23 protein-coding genes are annotated in these 21,911 nt (G+C 72.9%); 19 read left to right on the top strand and 4 right to left on the bottom strand.

Going from position 1 to position 21,911, the window contains the following annotated elements; translation table 11 throughout:
• The 5 genes from AC3ANS_RS13355 to AC3ANS_RS13335 all read left to right on the top strand — a co-directional run bounded on the left by AC3ANS_RS13355 (position 1) and on the right by AC3ANS_RS13335 (position 5,765).
• Positions 1-2,976 carry a bifunctional [glutamine synthetase] adenylyltransferase/[glutamine synthetase]-adenylyl-L-tyrosine phosphorylase gene (locus tag AC3ANS_RS13355; RefSeq protein ID WP_488292080.1) on the top strand — a complete coding sequence of 992 codons (2,976 nt, stop codon included), beginning with the start codon at positions 1-3 and terminating at the stop codon, positions 2,974-2,976.
• A 115-nt stretch (positions 2,977-3,091) separates the two neighbouring features.
• Positions 3,092-3,874, top strand: coding sequence for an isocitrate lyase/PEP mutase family protein (locus AC3ANS_RS13350; protein ID WP_488292079.1), 783 nt, complete (start codon positions 3,092-3,094; stop codon positions 3,872-3,874).
• Between the two features lie 180 nt (positions 3,875-4,054).
• Positions 4,055-4,669 (top strand): TasA family protein, encoded by a 615-nt coding sequence (locus AC3ANS_RS13345; RefSeq protein ID WP_488292078.1) that lies wholly within the window; start codon positions 4,055-4,057, stop codon positions 4,667-4,669.
• A 120-nt stretch (positions 4,670-4,789) separates the two neighbouring features.
• Positions 4,790-5,407, top strand: coding sequence for a signal peptidase I (locus AC3ANS_RS13340; protein ID WP_488292077.1), 618 nt, complete (start codon positions 4,790-4,792; stop codon positions 5,405-5,407).
• On the top strand, positions 5,397-5,765 hold the full coding sequence (locus AC3ANS_RS13335; RefSeq protein ID WP_488292076.1) for a hypothetical protein: 369 nt from the start codon (positions 5,397-5,399) through the stop codon (positions 5,763-5,765). Before AC3ANS_RS13340 ends, AC3ANS_RS13335 begins: the two co-directional genes overlap by 11 nt.
• 37 nt (positions 5,766-5,802) lie before the next feature.
• On the opposite strand, the gene AC3ANS_RS13330 is transcribed toward AC3ANS_RS13335, so the two are convergent.
• Complete coding sequence (locus AC3ANS_RS13330) at positions 5,803-6,546, bottom strand: response regulator (protein ID WP_488292075.1); 744 nt, start codon at positions 6,544-6,546, stop codon at positions 5,803-5,805.
• A gap of 109 nt (positions 6,547-6,655) precedes the next feature.
• Between AC3ANS_RS13330 and AC3ANS_RS13325 the strand changes: the two genes are divergently transcribed.
• Complete coding sequence (locus AC3ANS_RS13325; protein WP_488292074.1) at positions 6,656-7,114, top strand: hypothetical protein; 459 nt, start codon at positions 6,656-6,658, stop codon at positions 7,112-7,114.
• Positions 7,115-7,123: 9 nt separating this feature from the next.
• Here AC3ANS_RS13325 and AC3ANS_RS13320 read toward each other — a convergent pair whose 3' ends face one another.
• On the bottom strand, positions 7,124-7,366 hold the full coding sequence (locus AC3ANS_RS13320) for a hypothetical protein (protein WP_488292073.1): 243 nt from the start codon (positions 7,364-7,366) through the stop codon (positions 7,124-7,126).
• A 288-nt stretch (positions 7,367-7,654) separates the two neighbouring features.
• Between AC3ANS_RS13320 and AC3ANS_RS13315 the strand changes: the two genes are divergently transcribed.
• Positions 7,655-8,317, top strand: a complete 663-nt coding sequence (locus AC3ANS_RS13315) for a response regulator (protein ID WP_488292072.1) — start codon at positions 7,655-7,657, stop codon at positions 8,315-8,317.
• A 3-nt stretch (positions 8,318-8,320) separates the two neighbouring features.
• The gene (locus tag AC3ANS_RS13310) at positions 8,321-10,768 is read left to right on the top strand and encodes an ATP-binding protein (RefSeq protein ID WP_488292071.1); all 2,448 of its coding nucleotides are present in this window, start codon (positions 8,321-8,323) and stop codon (positions 10,766-10,768) included.
• On the opposite strand, the gene AC3ANS_RS13305 is transcribed toward AC3ANS_RS13310, so the two are convergent.
• Positions 10,703-11,107: a response regulator transcription factor gene (locus AC3ANS_RS13305; protein ID WP_488292070.1), complete on the bottom strand. Its 405-nt coding sequence runs from the start codon at positions 11,105-11,107 to the stop codon at positions 10,703-10,705. The two genes, AC3ANS_RS13310 and AC3ANS_RS13305, sit on opposite strands and share 66 nt — an antisense overlap.
• A gap of 5 nt (positions 11,108-11,112) precedes the next feature.
• The gene (locus AC3ANS_RS13300; RefSeq protein ID WP_488292069.1) at positions 11,113-11,397 is read right to left on the bottom strand and encodes a hypothetical protein; all 285 of its coding nucleotides are present in this window, start codon (positions 11,395-11,397) and stop codon (positions 11,113-11,115) included.
• Positions 11,398-11,684: 287 nt separating this feature from the next.
• On the opposite strand from AC3ANS_RS13300, the gene cpaB reads away from it, so the two are divergent.
• From cpaB to AC3ANS_RS13245, 11 genes are all read left to right on the top strand, one after another.
• Positions 11,685-12,461, top strand: a complete 777-nt coding sequence (cpaB, locus tag AC3ANS_RS13295; protein WP_488292068.1) for a Flp pilus assembly protein CpaB — start codon at positions 11,685-11,687, stop codon at positions 12,459-12,461.
• Complete coding sequence (locus AC3ANS_RS13290; RefSeq protein ID WP_488292067.1) at positions 12,458-13,645, top strand: CpaE/TadZ family protein; 1,188 nt, start codon at positions 12,458-12,460, stop codon at positions 13,643-13,645. The genes cpaB and AC3ANS_RS13290 overlap by 4 nt, the downstream gene beginning before the upstream one ends.
• A gap of 1 nt (position 13,646) precedes the next feature.
• Entirely contained in the window at positions 13,647-15,047 is a 1,401-nt protein-coding gene (locus AC3ANS_RS13285; RefSeq protein ID WP_488292066.1) for a TadA family conjugal transfer-associated ATPase, read from the top strand.
• Complete coding sequence (locus AC3ANS_RS13280; protein WP_488292065.1) at positions 15,044-15,997, top strand: type II secretion system F family protein; 954 nt, start codon at positions 15,044-15,046, stop codon at positions 15,995-15,997. The genes AC3ANS_RS13285 and AC3ANS_RS13280 overlap by 4 nt, the downstream gene beginning before the upstream one ends.
• A 1-nt stretch (position 15,998) precedes the next feature.
• A complete protein-coding gene (locus AC3ANS_RS13275) occupies positions 15,999-16,934 on the top strand; it encodes a type II secretion system F family protein (protein WP_488292064.1) in 936 nt (311 codons plus the stop codon).
• On the top strand, positions 16,931-17,704 hold the full coding sequence (locus tag AC3ANS_RS13270; protein WP_488292063.1) for a sensor histidine kinase: 774 nt from the start codon (positions 16,931-16,933) through the stop codon (positions 17,702-17,704). The genes AC3ANS_RS13275 and AC3ANS_RS13270 overlap by 4 nt, the downstream gene beginning before the upstream one ends.
• On the top strand, positions 17,676-18,320 hold the full coding sequence (locus AC3ANS_RS13265; protein ID WP_488292062.1) for a response regulator transcription factor: 645 nt from the start codon (positions 17,676-17,678) through the stop codon (positions 18,318-18,320). The genes AC3ANS_RS13270 and AC3ANS_RS13265 overlap by 29 nt, the downstream gene beginning before the upstream one ends.
• A gap of 182 nt (positions 18,321-18,502) precedes the next feature.
• Positions 18,503-18,703 carry a Flp family type IVb pilin gene (locus AC3ANS_RS13260; RefSeq protein WP_488292061.1) on the top strand — a complete coding sequence of 67 codons (201 nt, stop codon included), beginning with the start codon at positions 18,503-18,505 and terminating at the stop codon, positions 18,701-18,703.
• A gap of 81 nt (positions 18,704-18,784) precedes the next feature.
• Positions 18,785-19,198 carry a TadE/TadG family type IV pilus assembly protein gene (locus AC3ANS_RS13255; protein ID WP_488292060.1) on the top strand — a complete coding sequence of 138 codons (414 nt, stop codon included), beginning with the start codon at positions 18,785-18,787 and terminating at the stop codon, positions 19,196-19,198.
• A complete protein-coding gene (locus tag AC3ANS_RS13250; RefSeq protein WP_488292059.1) occupies positions 19,195-20,601 on the top strand; it encodes a TadE/TadG family type IV pilus assembly protein in 1,407 nt (468 codons plus the stop codon). Before AC3ANS_RS13255 ends, AC3ANS_RS13250 begins: the two co-directional genes overlap by 4 nt.
• A gap of 139 nt (positions 20,602-20,740) precedes the next feature.
• Complete coding sequence (locus AC3ANS_RS13245; RefSeq protein ID WP_488292058.1) at positions 20,741-21,910, top strand: 4Fe-4S dicluster domain-containing protein; 1,170 nt, start codon at positions 20,741-20,743, stop codon at positions 21,908-21,910.
• The last annotated feature ends 1 nt before the right edge of the window (position 21,911 follow it).

Here is a 21,911-nt window from a genome sequence, read left to right as displayed (position 1 = left end):
GTGACCAGCACGGGCAACCTGCTGCGTCTGGGCTTCCGCGATCCCGAGGCAGCGCTGCCCGCGCTGGAGCGTGCGGGCGACGCGGCGCCCCCGCTGCTCGCGCTGCTCGCTCGCACCGCCGACCCCGACGAGGCGACCGCCGGGCTGCTGCGCCTGATGGAGGCGGTCAGCGACCCCGAGGAGATGCTCGGTGCCCTCGTCGACGACGAGGGCACCGCGATGCGGCTCCTCAGCGTCCTGGGCGCCAGCCCGGCCCTCGCCGACCACCTCGCTCGCCACCCCGACCACTGGCGCGAGCTGGCCGACCCGCTGCTGGGCTCGACGCGGCCCGCGGCCTGGGCGCTGCGCGAGAGCCTGCTGGCCGTGGTGGGCGCCGACGCCGGAGACAGCGAGCCCGTCGCGACGCTGCCGGACGAGGTCGCGGTCGACGCCCTGCGCGTGGAGTACCGGCGTCTCCTCCTCCGGCTGGCGTCGCGCGACCTGTCCCATCACCTCGGCGTCGACGACGTCGCCGCCGAGCTGTCCGACCTCGCCGCCGGCACCCTGGACGCCGCTCTCGCAGTGGCCCGGCAACGCGTCGGCGAGGACGCGTCCCTGGCCCGGCTGGCGGTGATCGCCATGGGCAAGTGCGGTGGGCACGAGCTCAACTACGTCTCGGACGTGGACGTGATCTTCGTGTGGGCACCGGCCGACGGAGTGCCTGACAGCGCCGTCGAGAACGCCGCTCTCCGGGCCGCGACCCAGCTCGCCAGCAACCTGATCAGGATCTGCTCCGACCACACCGGTGAGGGCACGATCTGGCCGGTCGACGCCGCGCTGCGCCCCGAGGGCAAGGCCGGGCCACTGGTGCGCACGATCGCCAGCCACCGCGGCTACTACGAGCGGTGGGCGAGCACCTGGGAGTACCAGGCGCTGCTCAAGGCGCGCCCGGTCGCCGGCGACCTCCCGCTGGGCCGTGAGTTCGTCGAGATGACCCGGCCGATGGTCTGGAGCGCCGCCGAGCGCGACGGCTTCGTCGAGGACACCCAGGCGATGCGCCGCCGGGTCGTCGACCACATCCCCGCCCGCGAGGCCGAGCGCCAGCTCAAGCTCGGCTCCGGCGGCCTGCGCGACGTGGAGTTCGCCGTGCAGCTGATGCAGCTCGTGCACGGACGGGCCGACGAGCACGTGCGAGCGGGCGCCACGCTGAGCGCCCTGGCCGAGCTGACGCGGGGCGGGTACGTCGGGCGCGACGACGGCGTCTCCCTCCACGAGGCGTACGCGTTCCTGCGCACCCTCGAGCACCGGATCCAGCTGCACCGGCTGCGGCGTACGCACGTCGTGCCTGAGGACGAGGTGTCGCTGCGGCGGCTCGGCCGGAGCCTCGGTTTCCTCAAGGACCCGGTCGGCGTCCTGGACAAGACCTGGCAGCACCACCGCCGCGAGGTCCGGCGGCTCCACGAGAAGCTGTTCTACCGCCCGCTGCTGGCCGCGGTCGCCAAGATCTCCGGCGACGAGGCCCGGCTCTCGCCCGAGGCCGCCGGCAAGCGGCTGGCCGCGCTCGGCTTCCTGGACCCGCCTGCGGCCCTGCGGCACTTGGAGGCCCTGACGTCCGGGGTGAGCCGGGCGGCGCAGATCCAACGCACCCTGCTGCCGGTGATGCTCGGCTGGTTCGCCGACGCACCCGACCCGGACGCCGGGCTGTTCGGCTTCCGCCGGATCAGCGAGTCGCTGGGCACGACGCCGTGGTACCTCTCCACGCTGCGCGACGAGGGCGAGGTCGCCGAGCGGCTGGCCCGGGTCCTGGCCACCTCCCGCTACGCCACCGACCTCCTCGAACGCGAGCCGCAAGGGGTGCGGATGCTCGGCGGCGACCTCACCCCGCTCTCCTCGGAGGTGCTGACCGAGGAGATGCTCTCCCTGGCCGGACGCCACGAGGCGGCCGAGTCGGCGGTGCTCGCCATCCGTGGGGTACGGCGCCGGGAGCTGCTGCGGATCGCCGCGGGTGACCTGCTGGGGCTCACCGACGTCGCGGTGGTGGGTGCCGGACTGTCCCGGCTCACCGACGCCACCCTCGAGGCGACCCTCGACGTGGCCGGCCGCGCCGTGCGCCGGCAGCGCGGACTGGCGGAGGCGCCGACCCGGATGGCGATGGTCGCGATGGGCCGGTACGGCGGGTTCGAGCTGTCCTACGGCAGCGACGCCGACGTGCTGTTCGTCCACGACCCGCAGCCGGAGGCCGACCCGCAGGCGGCGTCGTCGTACGCCCAGGCGGTCGCCAACGAGCTGCGCCGGCTGCTGGCCCTCCCCGGGCCCGATCCCGCGCTGGAGATCGACGCTGACCTGCGCCCCGAGGGCAAGCAGGGCGCGCTGGTGCGCACGCTGGACTCCTACGCCGCCTACTACGCCCGGTGGTCAAAGGTCTGGGAGGCCCAAGCCCTGCTGCGTGCCGACGCCGTGGTCGGCGACCTCGAGCTGCGCCGCCGGTTCGAGGAGCTGATCGACCCGTTGCGCTACCCCGCCGACGGGCTGAGCGCGAACGATGTGATCGAGGTGCGCCGCATCAAGGCGCGGGTCGACGAGGAGCGGCTGCCGCGCGGCGCCGACCCGCACACCCACCTCAAGCTCGGCCGCGGCGGCCTCGCCGACATCGAGTGGACCGTCCAGCTGCTGCAGATGCGGTACGCCGGTTCGGTGCCGGGGTTGCGCACCTCGCGCACCCTCGACGCCCTCGCGGCGGCCCGCGAGGCGGAGCTGGTCACCGAGGAGGACGCGGCGGTGCTCCAGCAGACCTGGCGGCGGGTGAGCCGGGTGCGCAACGCCGTGACGCTGGTGCGCGGCAAGGCCGCCGAGGAGCTGCCGCGCGACATCCGCGAGCGCGCGGCGGTGGCCGCGGTCCTCGGCTACCCGGCCGGCTCCTCGGACGCGATGGTCAACGACCAGCTGCGCTACACCCGGCTGGCGAGAGCGGTGGTCGACCGGGTCTTCTGGGAGTAGCGGCAGAAGGGCGCCGACTCGGCGGTTCGGAGACCTGAAGTTGCGCCGACTCGGCGGTCCTGGGACCTGCAGTTGCGCCGACTCGGCGGTCCCGGGACCTGGCTAGGCTCGGCCCATGAGCGACGACCAGATCAAGGCCAAGGCGACCACCCTCCTGCGTCTGCACCAGGCGCCCGAGCTCCTCACGGTGGTCAACGTGTGGGACGTGATCTCCGCGAGGGTGGTGGCCGACGTCCCCGGCACCACGGCTCTCGCGACCGCCAGCCACTCGATCGCCGCGTCGTACGGCTATCCCGACGGTGAGCAGATCCCCGTCGACCTGATGCTCGAGGCGGTCGGCCGGATCGTGGCCGCCACCGAGCTGCCGGTGACCGCCGACCTCGAGGGCGGGTACGGCGACCCGGCGGAGACGGTGCGCCGCGCGATCGGCCTCGGCGTCGTCGGCGCGAACGTCGAGGACCAGATGCGTCCGATCGCGGAGGCCGCGGCGAACGTCGAGAAGATCATGCGCGTGGCCGAGCAGGAGGGCGTCGACTTCGTGCTCAACGCCCGCACCGACGCCTTCGTCAAGGGGCGCGACCGTGACCAGGCCGAGGTGCTCGCCGAGGCTGCCGAGCGCGGCCGGGCCTTCCTCGACGCAGGTGCTCCCGTCGTGTTCGTCCCCGCGAAGCTCGACGAGCACCAGGTCACGACGCTCGTCGAGGCCTATGGGCCGCAGCGGCTCACGATGATCGGCATCCCCGGCGTGCCCGCCCTTGCGCGTCTCGAGGAGCTCGGCGTCGCCCGGGTCTCCTACGGTCCGATGGCTCAGAACGTGGCCCTCACCGCCCTCCAGGAGCTGGTCGAGGAGGTGCACCGCGGCGGGGGAGTGCCCGCCACGATGCGCATGCTGAACTGACGCGTCGCCGGCGTCCGGTGCCGGGGCGACCCCCGGCCTCAGGATCCTTGCTGGTTCCTTGCGCAAACCGCGCGCTTCGCCTGGAGGTCGCTTGAACCTGGCGGAGCAGAGTGCTGGTCATCACCCGAAACCGACCAGCAGCGAGACCCGCCGAGCTGGTCACCAGCAAAGGAATCAGCAATGCGTATCGGCACCCACACGATCACCGGCAAGATCTTCGCCTCCGTCGTCCTCGCCGGAGCGGCCGCGGGGGTGGCCGGCCTCGGCACCTACGGCTCGTTCACCTCGTCGACCAGCGCCACCGAGGACGTCAGCAGCGGGAAGGTGGTGCTGTCCGCAGCCGAGGGTGCGCACGGGCTCTCGATCGACGCCACCAACCTGGTGCCCGGCGACACCGTTCAGCGCTCGATCGTGCTGACCCGGTCCAGCGACTCCGAGCGCTTCGGCTCGGTCAAGCTCACCACCACGGGGTCGACCGCGAACCTGCTGACCTCCGACGCGGCCAACGGCCTGCAGCTCAAGCTCGAGCAGTGCACGGTCCCGTGGACGCAGGTCGGGACCACGCACGACCTGACCTGCGCCGGCACGGCGTCGACCGTGATCGCCCAGCGGGCGGTGATCGGGAGCGACCTCGACCTCGGAGCGGCGACGACCGCGCTCAACAGCGACGCGGCGACGGCGAACCTGCGCGCCACCGTGACGCTGCCGGTCTCGGCGGACAACACCTTCCAGGGTCTGTCCAACACCGTGTCCTTCGCGTTCCTCGCCACCCAGCGCGCCGCCGAGTCGCGCTGACCTGAGCCCGGCTGATCTGGGCCTGGCTGATCTGGGCATGGCTGAGTCTCCGGTGCGGTCGCTCGCCGAGCGGGCGGCCGCACCGGTTCGTCATCACGACCACCACGGAGGGACACCGCGATGAGCAGCACCACGCACACCGGACGGCACCGCGCCCCCGTCGTCCCGGACGCTCCGGCTCCGGCACGGCGTACGACGGCCCGCCGAGCACTCGCCGTGCTCACCGACCTGGCCCTGGTCGGCTGCCTCCTGCTGTTCGCGCTGCTCGCGGTCGGCCCGCACGTGCTGGGCTATCGCACCTCGACCATGCTCACCGGGAGCATGGAGCCGGGCATCTCACCCGGCGATGTCGTCGTGTCCGTGTCCAAGCCGGTCTCGCAGGTCGAGGTCGGCGACGTGATCACCTACCAGATCCCGGTGGAGGACCACCGGGTCGAGACCCACCGGGTCATCGAGGTGCTCCGCCACCACGACGGCACGGTCGCGATCCGCACCCAGGGCGATGCCAACGACGATCCCGACCCGTGGACCGCGACGCTCCAGGGTGACCAGGTCTGGCAGCTGCGGGCCGTGGTGCCCGAGCTCGGCTCGGCCATCCGCGTGCTCCGGTCACCGGCGGTCCAGCACGGTGTGTTCTGGGTGGCGTTCGGCGGCATGCTGCTGCTCGGGCTCGGCACCATCTGGCGCAAGGACCACGACGCCCCGGCCGACGAGGAAGGCCGTTCCCGTGAGGAGTGAGGTCATCGCCACGCCGCCCGTCTTCGACCCGGTCGCGCTCACCGGCCTGACCGGCCATGCGAACGACGGCGAGCTCGCGCTCGTCCTGGCCGGGCGCTACCTGCGCATGTTGCCGGGCCGGGTCGGGAGGGTCCTGGCGGCGCTCAACGCCTACGACCCGGACGAGGCCATGGACGCGGTGCTGAGCCTCAAGGTCTCCTCCGACACGCTGGGCGCCCACGAGCTCGCGTCCCTGGGTGCCGCCCTCGAGCGTCACCTGCGCGGCCTGGACCTGCCGGGCGCGCACGCGGCGGCTCGCGCACTCGGGCCCGCGGCCGAGCGGCTGAAGCAGGCGCTCGAGGCCTACCTCGCCGGCTGAGCGCGGCCACCCGCGCCGGGTCTTACGCCGGCAGGTCTCACGCCGGCAGCTCCATGCGGTAGCCGACCCCGCGCACGGTCCGGATGAACCGGGTGGTGCCGTCGGTGCCCTCGGCGAGCTTGCGGCGCAGGTTGCCGACGTGGACCTCGACCAGGTGGGTGTCGGAGGCCCAGTCGGTGCCCCACACGGTGCGCAGCAGCGCCTCGCGCGACCAGACCCGCGACGGCGTGCGCATCAGCTCGGTGAGCAGGTCGAACTCCGTGCGGGTCAGCACGAGCTCGTCGGCACCGCGGAACGCCCGGCGGCTCTCCACGTCGACCCGCAGCGGCCCGTGGAGGAGCACCTCGTGGGCGTCCTCGTGCGTCTCCGGCACGTGCACTCCGCCGACCGTGCGCGGCCGGCGGAACATCGCGTTGACGCGGGCCTTGAGCTCACGGGCGCTGAACGGCTTGGAGATGAAGTCGTCGGCGCCGGTCTCCAGACCGAGCAGACGGTCGATCTCGTCGGCGCGGGCGGTGATCATCACGACGTACGCGTCGCTGATCTCGCGGATCCGCCGACAGGCCTCGATGCCGTCGATGCCCGGCAGCCCGAGGTCGAGCGTGACCAGGTCCGGGCGGTGCTCCCGCACCGCCTCGACCCCCTCGAGACCCGACGTGACGGCGATCACCTCGAAGCCCTGCGTCTCGAGCGTGAACTCGATGAGCGCGCTGATGTCCTCGTCGTCCTCCACCACGAGCGCGACCCGTCCCTCCGAGACGGGCCCCACGTCGGTCTCCATGCGCCGATGATGTCATTTCTTGAGGGAGTCTTGAGACGGGTCCGCGGGCTCCTTGAACCGGCCGCGGCATCGTGGCTGGTGCAGCACCCCTCACGTCTGGAGCACGCCGATGACCAGGATCGACCACAGCCGCCGCCTCGCGGTGGTGGTGCTCGTGGTCGTGAGCCTGCTCCTGGTGCCCTCGGTCGCGACCGCGAGGTTCACCGCCACCCGGACGCCCACGCTCACAGTGGGCACGGACCGGATGGAGGTCCCGGCGGCGGTGACCGGCACCTACCGGTGCGCGCTCCCGTTCTTCACCGAGGGCGTCGACGTCTCGGTCACCTCGTTCACCGACGCCGGCCCGGCGGGTGCGTCGTACGACTACACGCTCACCGGCCGCGGCGTGTCGCGGAGCACCTCGTCGACGACCCCCCGTGCCTCGCTGTCCTCGGGGAGCGTGTCCAACGACCTCGCCGCGACCCAGTGGACCCTCACGATCCGCTCGCACCTCGGGGAGTGGACGGGGCCGGTGTACACCCGCACGATCAGCTGCCCGGCCGCCCGTTCGAGCAGCGGCTCTCTCTGACGAGCGGGCTCACGAGGCTGCCAGGGCCGGGCGAAGCCCGGCCGCCACCAGGTCGGTGAGGCGGCGCCGGGCGATGCTCTCGCACGTTTCCAGCTGCAGGTCGGGCGGGACCCGGTCGCGTACGACGACCACGTAGGCACGGCACACCGTGGCGGTCACCCGCCCCGGCGCCAGCGCGCCGCTGTACTCGACGACCAGGTGCTCCGCGAGGTCGCGGACCGCCTTGCGCCCGAGGGACCGACGCCGGTGCACATCAGCATCGGTCCCCCGGGCGGCCCGACGCTCGCCGCTCTCGTCACGAAGCGTATTCGTGGATCCCTGCATGCTGCCCTCCAGCGATGTGGGTCGGTGCGGTGCTGCGTCGGTGGTCCGACCCTGACCCGTGCCTCCGGGCCGAAACAGGGACCAAGGACCCTGGTCCGAGCGCCGCAGCGGCCCGGGTCGAAGGTCCCGGTGCGGGTGCCCGCCAGACACTGGTCTCCCCACGGAGCGGGCGGCACCCTGAGAGGTGAAGGCGCCGACCGACGAGGTGACGGCGAGATGATCAGGATCTACCTGCTCGACGACCACGAGATCGTGCGGCAGGGCCTGCGCTGGTTGCTGGAGAGCGACCCCGAGTTCGAGGTGGTCGGCGGATCCGGTTCGGCGGCGGAGGCCGCGGCCCGAATCCCGGCGCTCCGGCCGGACGTAGCCATCCTCGACGCCCAGCTCCCCGACGGCTCCGGCATCGAGGTGTGCCGCCAGGTCCGATCCGTGGACCCGTCGATCAAGGCCCTGATCCTCACCGCGCACGGCGACGACGAGGCCATGCTCGCGGCGATCATGGCAGGTGCTTCTGGCTACGTGCTGAAGTCGGCGAGCTGTGCGGGGCTGGGTGCCGCGGTGCGCGAGGTGGCGGCCGGCGGGTCCTTGATCGACCCCGTCCAGGCCGCCCGGCTCGCCGAGCGGGTGCGCTCGCCGATCCAGGTCGGCGGGCGTCTGACCCAGCTGTCACCCCAGGAGATCGTCGTGCTGCGGAACATCGCCGAGGGGTTGTCGAACCGGCAGATCGCAGAGCGCATGTTCCTCACGGAGAAGACCGTCAAGAACTACGTCTCCAACGTCTTCGCGAAGCTCGGCGTCGAGAGGCGCACGCAGGCAGCGCTCCTGGCGCGGCGGCTGCTGGGAGACGACCGTCGGCCCCCTCCGACTGACCCGGGCTGAACCGTGCGCGCCGCAGGCACGACCGGTCGCTCCCTCCTCGCCCCCGGGGTGAGGTGGCCGGCCATCGGCGCCTGGATGGGCGCGATCTTCCTGTTGTGTGTCGGCGCGATCCGAGCGACCCCCACTTCGGCGCAGATCGCCGCGTGGTGGCCCGCCGCGGGCATGTCGGTCGCGCTGCTGCTGCTCACCCGGCCGTTGCGCTGGCAGGTGCTCGTGCCCGCACTCGCCCTGGTCACCGCGCTCGGCAACCTGGCCGGCGGCCGCCCGCCACTGGTCGCCGTGCTCTTCGGTCTGGTGAACGCGACCGAGGCGGTGGTGATAGCGGCGCTGCTGACCGGCGGTGGACGCGGCGCGGCACGTCTGGAGACCTTGGCCGACGTCCGCCGGCTGGTCGTGGCGACCGCTGCCGGCGTAGGAGTGCTCGGGATCCTCGGCGGCGCTGTGGTGAGCCTCGTCGAGGACGGGTCCTTCTGGGGAACCTGTCGCGCCGGCGCCGCATCGCACGCGGCCGCGGACCTGGTCGTCGTCCCGCTGATCATGCTCGCGGCGAGCCGCAACCGCGACGAGCCGGGAGGGCACGTCTGGAGGGCGCCGGGCACGGGGCGGCTGGAGGCCGCGGCCCAGCTGCTCGCGACCGGGCTCGTCCTGCTGGTGATCTTCGTGCCGGGGCCGAGCTGGCCGACCTCCTCGCTGAGCTACGCGGTGTTCGTCTGGGCCGGACTGCGCCTCACGTGCGTGGCCGCCATGACCGAGGTGTTGTCGGCAGCGGTCGTCGCTGCCTCCTTCTCGGCGTACGGACGCGGGCCGTTCGGTGACATCGTCCTGCAGTCGCCGACGGGCGAGGCTGTCGGTGCCATGCTCGAGGCGTTCATCGCGACCTTGGCGTTGGTGACGCTGACGCTGGGCATCTCGGCCAGGCAGCGCCGCGCCGCCCTCACGTCGGCGACCCGGGAACGCGACTTCATCGCCTCCCTCGTGGACACCACCCGGGCGCTGCTGCTGGTCCTGGACGCCGATCTGCGGGTGGTCAGCCTGAACGAGGCGGCCCGGCGGGCGAGCGGTCGCGCGCTCGACGACGTGCTCGGGCGCCCTCCGTGGGAGACCGTGCTCAGGCCCGAGGACGAACGCCGGGTCCGGGACCTCGTGGCGCGCGGTGCGCACGACGAGGTGGAGCTGCCCTGGCTGACCGGCCCGTCTATGTGGCACGTCGTGGCGTGGACCGCGGCCCGCCTGAGCGGCGAGGACCGGGCGATCGTGATGACCGGGATCGACGTGACCGGGCACCGCGACTCCGAGAGGCTGCTGAGGACCGTGCTCGACGCCAACACGGGTACGGCGATCCTGGGACTCACCCCGACCGGCCGGATCGTCTTCGCGAACACCGGCGCCGAGCACCTGTCGGGCCGCCCGGCGGACGAGCTCGTCGACGGGATGCGGCTCACCGACCTCCACCGCGAGGAGGAGCTGCGCACCCGGGCCGACGAGCTGGGAGCACCTGTCGGGTTCACGACCCTGGCCTCGAGCATCGAGCGGCTCCCCGGCCCCGGGCACCACGAATGGACCTGGCTGCGCGGGGACGGCACCGAGCTCGCGGTCCTGCTCACGCTGAGCCGGACCGGCGAGGACAACAGCGGGGTCGCCTACGTCTGCTTCGCCGAGGACGCCGGCGAACGGCGACGCGCCGAGCAGGCGTTGCAGGACGCTCTCGCCCATGAGCGGGAGGCCGTCGAGCACCTCCACGAGGTGGACCGGATGAAGTCGACGTTCGTGGCTTCCGTCAGCCACGAGCTGCGCACCCCGCTGACCAGCATGCTGGGGTTCATCCACGTGCTGGGCTCCCCGCGCGGTGATCCGCTCACCCCGCGTCAACGGCACCTGTTGTCCCGGCTCGACCGCAACGGGCGGCGCCTGCTCGCGATGGTCGAGGACCTGTTGGTGCTGACCCGGATCGAGGCCCGTCCCGTGCTCGTCGAGGGGACCGCACTCGACCTGCGTGCCGTGATCGACGATGCCCTTCAGCTCGTCGGCGAGACGCTGGAGGGTCGCGACCTGCGCCTGGTCGTTCCCGACCACGGGCCGTGCGTGACCTGGGGGGAGAGCTCCCAACTGGAGCGCGTGGTGGTCAACCTGGTGTCCAACGCGGTCAAGTTCACCCCCGACGGCGGCGAGGTCCGGGTCGAGTGCCGGGTCGAGGACGGGTCGTGTGTGCTGCTCGTCTCGGACACCGGCGTGGGCATCGCCGAGGACGCGCTCGCACACGTCTTCGAGGCGTTCTACCGAGCACCCGCGGCCTCGGACGCCCAGGTCTCCGGCACCGGCCTGGGACTGGCGATCGTGGCCAGGGTCGTCGAGGCCCACGGAGGCACCGTGGCGTGCCGGTCCACCCTAGGTGCCGGCACCGTCGTCGAGGTCCGGCTGCCCGCGGTGCGCGACGACGGACTGGACCTGTGAGAGCAGCCGGTCCGGAAGGAACGGCTTGATGACATAGGCCTCGGCGCCCGTGGCAAGGCCCGCGGCGACGTCGTCCTCGTGTGCCCGCGCACTGACGAGCAGGACCGGCAGCGACCGGGTGCGGGCGTCGCCCTTGAGGGCGCGGGTGAGGGCGAGGCCGTCGATGCCTCCCGGCAGGCTCACGTCGATCATCGCCAGGTCGAAGCCTCGGACCCGGCATGCGGCGAGGGCCACCTCGCCCGTGGCGACGAGCAGGACCTCGTGCCCGGCATCCTCGAGCAGCAGGGTGAGCGCCTCACCCACGTCGGGGTCGTCCTCGACCAGCAGGATCCGGGCCATCACCGTCACCTCGGGCCGCAGGCCCGCATGGTCTCGTCCAGCTCATTCGCGAGCTCGAGCGCCCGACCGACCATGTCCTCGAGTCGCGCCAGCACGGCAGCGGGGGTCGGCGGGTCTGCCGCGTCGAGGTCCGCGACCGGTCGGAGGTGGGCGTCACCAGCCGTCGCGGTGAACGTACGTCGGGCCATGAACAGGTGGATCTGTGCCGCGGCGAGGACGTTGACGAGCTCGTGGGTGGTCCGGGCCGGGTCGGCGGCGTCGGGCACGAGCTGTGAGCTTTCGTCGGACATCCAGGCTCCTCCACGCTTGCTCCCGAGCCGCCTTCCACAGTACGCGTCGACGCTCTCGCACATCGTGTGACGTCGACCGATCGACGCGTACGGCGCGCCCGGTCGCGGGACGGGGTCCGGCCCCGGTCTAGAACGCGCCGCGCGGCCTCATCCAAATGGGGTAGCGGCACGAACGGCCTGGTCCCGCCCCGCTTCCGGGAGTCCTACGTTGACGGCGTCCAGGGGGCATGTCGCCCGGAGGAGCGTCGAAGCCGGCATGCGCCGCCGCCCTCAGCGAAGGACCCGACATGGCTCGACGATCGGTACTCCTGCTCGTCGCCCTCGCCACCGCGGCCGTGGGTGCGGCGATGATCATCGTCTACGTCCAGGGCATCGATGCCCGGGCTACCGAGGGACAGGACCTGGTCACCGTCCTCACCGCCACCGACGTGATCGAGCCGGGTGAGGCGGTCGCGGACGCCGCGGCAGCAGGGCGGATCGGGGAGACGCAGGTGGTCCGCGACGACGTCGTCGACGGCGCGTTGACGTCCACGAGCGGCCTCGGCGACCTGGTGGCGGTGAGCACCCTGTACCCGGGCCAGCAGGTCCTCGCGCAGGCGCTCGGCGACCCGGGCTCGGAACAGACGCTCTCGATCCCCGACGACCGGCTCGCGATCAGCGTCGAGCTCACGGACCCGGCTCGGGTCGCGGGCTTCGTGACCCCGGGATCGTGGGTCGCGATCTTCGCGTCCGGCGACCCGGAGATCTACCGGGCGGACGGCAGCTCGCAGATGCTGCCGCCGTACACCCGGATCCTGCTGCCGCGGGTCCAGGTGATCGGGGTGGGCGACACGTCGGTGAGCTCACGCACCACGAAGGAGGGCGACGGCACCGAGACGACCGAGGAGGTGCCGCGCACGATCCTCACCATCGCGGTCGACCAGGAGCAGGCCGAGCGGGTCATCTATGCGGCGCGCAACGGCGAGCTCGCGTTCGCGTTGCGGACCGAGCGGTCGCACGCGGAGGACAACCCCGGCGTGACGGCCGAAGACATCATGCCCGAGGCCTTCGGGAGCACCCGATGACCGCGATCGTCGAGAACGACCCGGTCCTCGCCGAGGTGATCCGGTCCGCCGTACGCGGCTCGGTGTCCCTGCTCGCCACGATCGAGCAGCTCGGCCCGCACCTCGACCGCGATCCCTCCGAGCACGCCGTCGTGCTCGGTCCGTCGGTCGCCGTCGACCGTGCGGTCGAGGTCGCCGCGCGCAACCGGATCGTCCGCCCCGCCCTGGGCGTCGTGCTCGTGCGTCCGGCGGTCGACAGCGACCTGCTCGCCCGGGCCATGCGCGCGGGGGTGCGCGAGGTGGTCGAGACCGACGACCTGCACGGCCTCGCGGTAGCGGTCCGGCGGGCGCAGGCGGTGGCGCGGGCGATGACGACGACCGGTGTGCGGGGCGACGGCTCGGCGCCTCCTGGTGCGCTGGTGACGGTGTTCTCCACCAAGGGCGGCGTGGGCAAGAGCCTGCTCGCCACCAACCTGGCGGCGGCGCTGGCCGACCTCGGCCACCGGGTGTGCATCGTCGACCTCGACGTCGAGGGCGGCGACGTGGCCGTGATGATGTCGCTGGCTCCGCAACACACGCTCGCCGACCTGGCGCGGCTCCACGGGGCAGCGGACGTCAGTGGCGTCGAGTCGCTGCTGACCCGGCACTCCGAACGGCTCTCGGTGCTGGCCGCGCCGATCCACCTCGGCACGAGTGTCTCCGCCGACCAGGTCGGCGAGGTCCTCGGGATCCTCAAGGGCATGTACGACGCCGTGGTGGTCGACACCGCAGGCGCCTTCGACGACCACGCGCTCCAGGCCCTCGACCACAGCGACCTCCTCGTGCTCGTCGGCACTCTGGACATCCCCTCGCTGAAGAACCTCAAGCTCGCGGCCGGCACCCTCGACCTGCTCAACGTGCCGCGCGACCTGTGGCGGCTCGTGGTCAACCGGGCGGACCCGCGCATCGGGCTCTCGCTCGACGAGGTCGCGAAGACCCTGGGTCTGGGCGTGGCGGCGGCGCTCCCGTCGAACCGCGACGTGCTCACCTGCGTCAACCGGGGGGTGCCGATCGTGCGGGCCCAGCCCGGTCACGAGGTGAGCCGCAGGCTGACGGCGTTCGCGGTGCGGGTCGCCCGGGACGTCGCGCTGCCCGGGGCGGTGGGCACGGCCCAAGGCCGGGGCGCGCGCCTGCGCCTCCACCTGCATCCGGGGAAGGTGGCCTGAGATGTCGCTCGCCGAGCGGTTGGTCGCGGCCCAGCGGGTGCGGACCCGCGAGCACGACGTGCCCGAGGTCCGCACGTCCCTGCCGTCACGGCCGGTCGCACGAGCGCCGGCCAGGGCGGTCCGCGACCCGTTCGCCGACCTCAAGCGGCTGGTCCACCTGCAGCTCGTCAGCGAGCTCGGGCCGCGGCTGTACGACGTCGACATGACCCAGGGCGAGCTCGAGCGGCTGGTCCGCTCGGCGCTCCAGTCCGCGGTCGCCGGCAGCGACCAACCCATGTCAGGTCTCGACCGGGGCCGCGTCGTCCAGGAGATCGCCGACGACATCTTGGGCTACGGCCCGCTCGAGCCCTACCTGCGCGACCCCGACCTCACCGAGGTGATGGTCAACGGTGCCGGGGACATCTACGTCGAACGGGCCGGCCGGCTGGCCCGCGTCGACGCGGCGTTCGTCGACGAGGCGCACCTGCGGCGCACGATCGACAAGATCGTCGCCCGGGTGGGCCGGCGGGTCGACGAGACGAGCCCGATGGTCGATGCCCGGCTGCCCGACGGCAGCCGCGTCAACGCGATCATCCCGCCGCTGGCCCTGGACGGCTCCAAGCTCACCATCCGCAAGTTCGCCGCCGACGCGTTCACCGCGGAGGACCTGGTGGCCTCGGGGACCCTCACTCGGCAGGCCGCCGACGTGCTCGCCGCCTGCGTCGCCGGCCGCCTCAACCTGCTCGTCTCCGGCGGCACCGGCGCGGGCAAGACCACCACGCTCAACGTGCTCTCCTCGTTCATCGCACCCGACGAGCGGATCGTGACGATCGAGGACGCGGCCGAGCTGCGGCTCCACCAGGACCACGTGCTCCGGCTGGAGGCGCGGCCGGCCAACATCGAGGGCCGGGGGTCGGTCACGATCCGCGACCTGCTGCGCAACACCCTGCGCATGCGCCCCGACCGGATCGTCGTGGGCGAGATCCGCGACGCGGCTGCCCTGGACATGCTCCAGGCGATGAACACCGGTCACGACGGCTCGCTCTCCACCGTGCACGCGAACTCTCCGCGGGACGCGCTGGCGCGGGTCGAGACCATGGTGATGATGGCGGGCATGGACCTGCCGGTGCGGGCGGTCCGGGAGCAGGCGTCGAGCGCGATCGACCTCATCGTCCAGCAGGTGCGGCTCAAGGACGGCACGCGGCGGGTCACCGCGATCACCGAGGTACTCGGGATGGAGGGTGAGATCGTCACGCTCCAGGACATCTTCCTGTTCGACTTCAGCGCCGGGTTCGACGCCGACGGCATGGCTCGCGGCCGGCTGCGGGCGACGGGGCTGCGGCCCGTGTTCGTCGACCGGCTGGCCGAGCGCAACGTCCACCTGGACCCGGAGGTCTTCGCCCAGGAGGTGCCGGTGCGATGAGCACGAGCGCACCGGAGCTCCTGGTGGGAGGCGCCGCAGCCCTCGCGGCCGGGCTCACGCTGCTGCTCGGCGTTCTCCTCCTCGGTCGCCGAGCCGTCCCGACGGCGGACCGCCGGCTGGCGGCGTACTTCGGGGAGCCGGGTGGCCGCACCCCGGCGGACCTGCGGGGCTCCGCGGTCGCCCTCGTCGGCGCCGTGGTCCCGGCGGACCTCGAGACCCGCCTCAACCGGCTCCTGGCCGGCGCCGGCCTGTCGATCCGTCCGGCGGAGTGGGTGCTGCTGCAGGCGGCGGCCGACGTCGCGCTCGCCGCCACCGGCCTCCTGGTCGGCGGGCCTGCGCTCATGGTGGTCCTGCTCCTGGCGGCCGTGCCGGCGCCGCTCCTCCTCCTGCGGATCCGGCGCGGCCGGAGGCTCGCGGCGTTCGCCGCCCAGCTGCCCCCGACGCTCGGCGTGATCGCCAACAGCCTCTCGGCCGGGCTGTCCGTGCCGCAGTCGATCGACAGCGTCGTCCGCGAGGGCGAGGAGCCGATGGCGGGGGAGCTGCGACGGGCCCTGGTCGAGCAGCGGCTGGGGGTCGACCTCGACGACGCGCTCGAGGCGGTGGCGGCGCGCATGGGCAGCACCGACTTCGGCTGGGTCGTGATGGCGATGCGCATCCAGCGCGAGGTGGGCGGCAACCTGTCGGAGGTCCTCATGACGGTCTCGGAGACCCTGCGGGAGCGGGAGTTCGTACGCCGGCAGGTGCGCTCTCTGAGCGCCGAGGGGCGGCTCTCCGCCTGGATCCTCGGGGTGCTCCCGGTGGCGATGCTCGGCTACCTGCTGCTCACCAACCGCACGTTCGTGCGTCCGCTCTACGCCAGCGCCGTGGGCCAGCTGATGCTCGCTGTGGCCGGGCTGCTCCTGGGCGCGGGCGCCTGGGTCATGTCGCGCCTCGTGCGGGTGGAGGTCTGAGATGACGCCGATCGTCCTGCTCCTCGGCGGTGCTCTGCTCGTGCTCATCGGCGCCACCCTCGCGCTCGCGGTCGTGGGCGGACTGGCGTCCGGGCGGCGTGACGTCGCGGCGTCGTTGGCCGCGGTGCGCGCCCTGGACGGTGCGCCTGGTGAGGAGAGCGAACACGTGGCCGGCGGCACGTTCGTCGAGCGGGTGCTCGCCCCGGCGGCCGCCCGCCTCGCAGGACCGGGACGCCGGCTGGCGCGGGCGGGAGCGCCGACGAGGATCCAGCGTCGGCTCGACATCGCGGGCAATCCCACGGGGTGGGACGTCGACCGGGTCGTCGGCGCGAAGCTCCTGGCGGTGATCACGCTCGGCGGTCTCGTGCTCTGCTACGCGGCCGCCACCGGTGCGTCGCCGACGCGGGTGCTCGTCCTCGCGACGGTCGCAGCCGTCGCCGGGTTCGTGCTTCCCGACGTCCTGCTCTACAACGCCGGAGAGAAGCGCGAGGCGCTGATGCGTCGGTCGCTGCCCGACGCCCTGGACCTGCTGACGATCTCGGTCGAGGCGGGCCTGGGCTTCGACGCCGCGGTGCTCCGAGTGGCCCGGCACACCACCGGTCCGCTCGCCCAGGAGTTCTCCCGGCTGCTCCAGGAGATGCAGATCGGGGTGGGACGCAAGGACGCGATCCGGGCGATGGGGGAGCGCAGCACCATCCCCGAGCTGCGGTCGTTCTGCCAGGCGATGGTCCAGGCCGCACAGCTCGGAGTGCCGGTCGGCCGGGTGCTGCGGATCCAGAGCAGGGAGATGCGGTTGCGGCGGCGGCAGCGCGCCGAGGAGAAGGCGCAGAAGGTGCCGGTCAAGATCATGCTGCCCCTGGTGGCGTTCATCCTGCCCAGCCTGTTCATCGTCGTGCTGGGGCCCGCCGGCATCCGAATGGCGGGGGTGTTCGGATGAGCGTCTGGACACGACGGCGAGCGACCCGGGCGGGGGCCCGTCGGCTCGACTTCCTCAACGACGACTCCCAGCAGGACGTCCTCGCGCTGGAGCGGGAGCTCCTGCTCGACGACGCCCGCCGGTCGGCGCGGTCCGAGGAACGTCGGCGGCTCGCACGCGAGCTGCACGACGGGGTCGGCCAGCGGATCGTGGCGCTGGGCTACCTCGCCGACGATGTCCGTGCCCAGGTCGCCGGGAGTGCGATCGAGGAGACCGTGGAGACGCTCCGCGAGGAGATCACCGGTATCGCGCGCGACCTGCGCACCTCGGTGCTCGACCTGCGCGAGGACCCCGGTGCCGAGAGCCGGGTCGCCGAGGCGCTCGCGACGTACGCGCGCGAAGCCGGACGACGCGCCGGCATCCGGGTCCACCTCCGCTTGGGTCCCGTCGCCGACCTCTCCTCGTCGGTGGAGCGGGACGTCCTTGCGATCGGGCGGGAGTCCGTCGTCAACGCCGTGCGACACGCGGGCTGCTCCGACCTGTGGGTGACGCTCGCGCAGGACGCATCGGGTCTGCGCCTGTGCGTCGAGGACGACGGGGAGGGCGGTGCAGCGTCGCGCGCCGGGCACTACGGGCTCCAGGGCATGCGCGAGCGCGCGCAGCGGATCGGTGGCCGGCTCGAGGTCGCCGGCCGACCCGGCCACGGGACGACGGTGACGCTCGTGCGGGCGAGCGCCCCGATGAGCACGAGGGGAGCCGACCATGACCACCACCGTCTTGCTCGTCGATGACCACGACCTGGTCCGGCAGGGCCTGGCGCGCGCGTTCGAGCGCGCGGGCGACTTCGACGTCGTCGGCCAGGCCGAGACGGTCCACCAAGCGCTCTCGATGTGGGCCGCGCTCCACCCCGCGGTCGTCGTGACCGACCTGCAGCTGCCCGACGGGTCCGGCCTGGACGTCGTGCGCACGGTGCGCCGCGACAGCCCCACGGTCGGCGTCGTCGTGCTCACGCTGTACGCCGGGGACCCCCAGATCTTCGCGTCGATGGAGGCCGGTGCTTCGGCCTTCCTCGGCAAGGAGTCCCGGGGCGAGGAGGTCGTCGCGGTCGCCCGGCACGCGACCCGGTCGGCCCGCGGCTTCGTCTGCACCGGACTGGCCGGGGCGCTGGTACGCCGGGCCTCGGCGTCCACCGTGCGGCTCTCGGAGCGCGAGCTCGAGGTCCTCCGGCTGGTCGGCGAGGGTCTGCGCACCGTGGACATCGCCCGCGAGCTCCACCTCGGTGAGTCCACCGTCAAGCTGCACCTGAGCCACGTCTACCGCAAGCTCGGCGTCGAGAGCCGCACCGAGGCGTTGGCCGCGGCGCTGCGTCTCGGCCTGGTGCTGGCGCCGCTGCCGCGCGCCGGCTGACCCCTCTGGACAGGGTGCTCCGTGGTTGCCCCCGAGTAGCCCGAAATGACTAGCAGGCCGAGACGAAGGTCGAGGCTCCGGGGCCGGCGGTGGTCGGAGGATCAAGTCAACGGCACGGGTCCGCAGGGGCTCGTCACCGGGACCGAGACGCGGTCCTGGGCAAACGACGAAGGGGAACTTCGATGATCGAGAAGATCCAGCTCATGGCCCTGATGTTCGTCACGGACCTCAAGACCAGGCGCGACGAACGCGGCGCCACCGCGGTCGAGTACGGCCTGTTGATCGCCCTGGTCGCGGGCGCGATCGTCCTCGCGGTCACCACGCTCGGCACGAGCATCAGCGCTGCCTTCACCGCCATCGCCGGCAAGATCAAGGTCGCCTGAGATCGACCGACGGGCCGAGATGACGGGGCCGACGCCCGCACGGGGGAGGGCGCCGGCCTCGTGGTGCGAGGGGAGGCAGCTGTGAGCGGGGGCTGGCGAGCGCGTCGCGCGGACGAGCGGGGAGCCGCCGCGGTCGAGTTCGCCTTGGTCGTGGTCCCGTTCATCACGCTGGTGTTCGGCGCCATCGACTTCGGGTGGGCGATCGACAACGACGTGCTCGTCAACAACGCGGCCCGGGAGGGCGCGCGCGAGGGCAGTCTCAACCCGGACGCCGCGGACATCACGGCCGTCGTCCGGTCCTCCCTCTCCGGGGCCTCGGTCACGGTGTCGTGCCGCCGGCCCACCGGCGGCACCTGCACCCTCGCCACGGCCACGCCCGGCGACACCGTCGTCGTGAGAGTGAGCGTCCTCCACCAGTGGATCACCCCGCTGGGTCAGGTGTTCTCGCCGGGTGGGATCACCCTGAGCAAGACCTCGGAGATGAGGATCGAATGACCAGGCGCGCAGCCGTCCGCGACGAACACGGGGCGATGGCGGTGCTCGCGGCCCTGGTGACCGTGGTGCTCGTCGGGTTCGCCGCGCTCGCGGTCGACGTGGCCCAGGTGGTCGACCAACGCCAGGAGCTGCACGACGCCCTCGACTCCGCCGTCCAGACCGGCGTGGGCCTGCTCCCGGGGGACGGCGCCGGTGCCCGCCGGGCGGCGCTCGACAGTGCCGCCCGCAACGACGTCGGCGCGAGTCCGGAGATCGACTTCTTCTGCGTGGTCGGCTCGCTCGCGGCCGGCACGACGTACGTCGTCGACGCGACCCACATCCCGTTGACGTGCAACCCGGGCCCGGCGCCGTACACCGCCGGGACCTATCCGGGGCTGGTCTGCAACGAGCGGATCTGCGCGATCCCGTGCGTGCCGGAGCAGGGCGACCAGTGCAACACCATCCGCGCCCGCGACGAGCTGGGCGTGCCGTTCGTGTTCGCCCCCGTCGTGGGGGTCGACGACGGCAGCACCGGACTGGTGACCTCCGTGGCCTGCCAGGGCCCGTGCGGCACCATCCCGCCCAACCCCATCGACCTGGTCGTGATCGGCGACCGGACCCTCAGCATGGGCGGTTTCATCGCGAACCTCGAGGACGCGATCGAGAACCTGCTGGAGTACCTCACGCCTTCGCAGCACCGGGTGGCGCTGGGGACCATCGGCCGCAGCTCCTCGAGTGCACCGGCAAGCTGTCCCAGCAAGCCGAGCACCTCCAAGACCGAGGGCCCGTGGATCCCGGTCGGGTTCAGCAGCGGCTACGACAACACCGACGTGCAGCCTCCGAGTCGGCCGCCGGTGCTCAACCCCAACGATCCGCTGGCCCGTGCCGTGGACTGCCTGGGGGACGCCAACTCCAGCGGCCAGGTCGGTACCTACTTCGCCGCTCCCATGCGGGCGGCCCGCGACCTCCTGACCGGGTCGACCGCCCGGCCCGCGCCGGTGCGCAAGGCGATCATCTTCATGACCGATGGCGAACCGCGGGAGTCCGAAGACCTGACTGTCCGCCGCCAGCAGGGCGAGAGCTGGTGCACCAATGCGGTCAACGAGGCGGTCGCGGCCAAGAACGCCGGCATCATCGTCGTCACGATCGCGTTCCGCCTCGAGAACGTCCGCTGCGCCTACGACAGGGGCTCCTACGTCACCGAGCGGCTCGCCACCATGGCCTCGCCGCGCAGCGACGGCACCCCCAGTCGCGACGACGGGGGTGGGGCCGGCGCCGGCTGCAACACCGCGGCCGAGGTGGCCGGCGAGAACGCCGACGGGGACTTCTTCTTCTGCACCCCGAGCCCCGAGGCTCTGGCGCCGATCTTCCAGTCCGCCGCCGCCTCGATCGTCCAGAGCACCCGGCTGATCCGGCTGCCCTGACGATCGCCCTGACGATCGCCCCGATGCGGCCGGGACCCGGCGATCCAAAGGGCCCGAGTCTGGTGACCTGTGTCCCTGGCCGCGGCTGCGCCGCGACGACCAGACTGGCAGCGAGGCTCGTGGGCCTCAGGGAGACGCGATGGACACCCGGATCCTGACCACGGATGGACTGCAGGCGCTGGTCGACGCCCTGCGCGGCCGGGGCTTCGAGGTGTTCGGGCCGGTGGTCCGCGACGGGGCGATCGCCTTCGGGCCGGTGCGCGCGGTCGCCGAGCTGCCGGCGGGGTGGGGCGACGAGCAGGACGCCGGGCGCTACCGGCTGCACCGCCGCGACGACCCGCTGCTGTTCGGCTACGCGGCGGGCGCGCAGTCGGCCAAGCCGCTGTTCTTCCCGGCCCAGGAGGTCCTGTGGCGGGCGCGGCACGAGCCGGACGGCCTGCACCCGGTCGCTGCCCGGGGGCCGGACGAGCCCGAGGAGCAGGGGCCCGTCGCGGTCCTGGGGGTCCGCTCCTGCGACCTGGCCGCGATCGCGATCCAGGACGCCGTCCTCCTCCGCCGGACGTACGGCGACGCCGCGTACGCGTTGCGCCGGGAGGGGACGTTCGTGGTCGCGGTGACCTGCAGCCACCCCGCGGGCACCTGCTTCTGCGTGTCGATGGGCACCGGGCCGCGCCCCGGGGCGGGCCCGGGCCCGGCAGCGCCGTACGACCTCGCGATGACCGAGGTGCTCGACGAGCGGGGCCACCGGTTCGTCGTCGAGGTCGCCAGCGAGCGCGGCGCCGACCTGCTCGCCGAGGTCGCGACGCGGGGAGCCGGCGTGCCCGAGGCGGCTGCCGAGGACGTCGCGGCCGCCGACGAGGTCGTCGCCACGGCGACCGGGCGCATGGGACGGCGGCTGGACACCGACGGTCTGAAGGAGCTGCTCTACGCGTCGGCGGAGAGCCCGGTCTGGGACGACGTCGCGACCCGCTGCCTGGCGTGTGCGAACTGCACGCAGGTGTGCCCGACCTGCTTCTGCACCGACGTTCGTGACGTCACCGACCTGACCGGGGGCCTCGTCGAGCGCGAGCGGGTCTGGGACTCCTGCTTCGACGCCGAGTACTCCTACATCCACGGCGGCTCGGTCCGGGCGTCGACCCGGGCCCGCTACCGCCAGTGGCTGACGCACAAGCTCGCGTCCTGGGAGGACCAGTTCGGGATGTCCGGCTGCGTCGGGTGCGGCCGTTGCGTCACGTGGTGCCCGGCCGCCATCGACCTCACCGCGGAGGTGGCGGCGCTGCGGGACGCGGGAGGGGAGAGGAGCGGATGAG

It is taken from the genome of Nocardia sp. 149-1B (genome assembly GCF_057747975.1).
The sequence above is the reverse complement of the archived record's forward strand: the minus strand, read 5'-3'. Positions and strand labels throughout refer to the sequence as shown.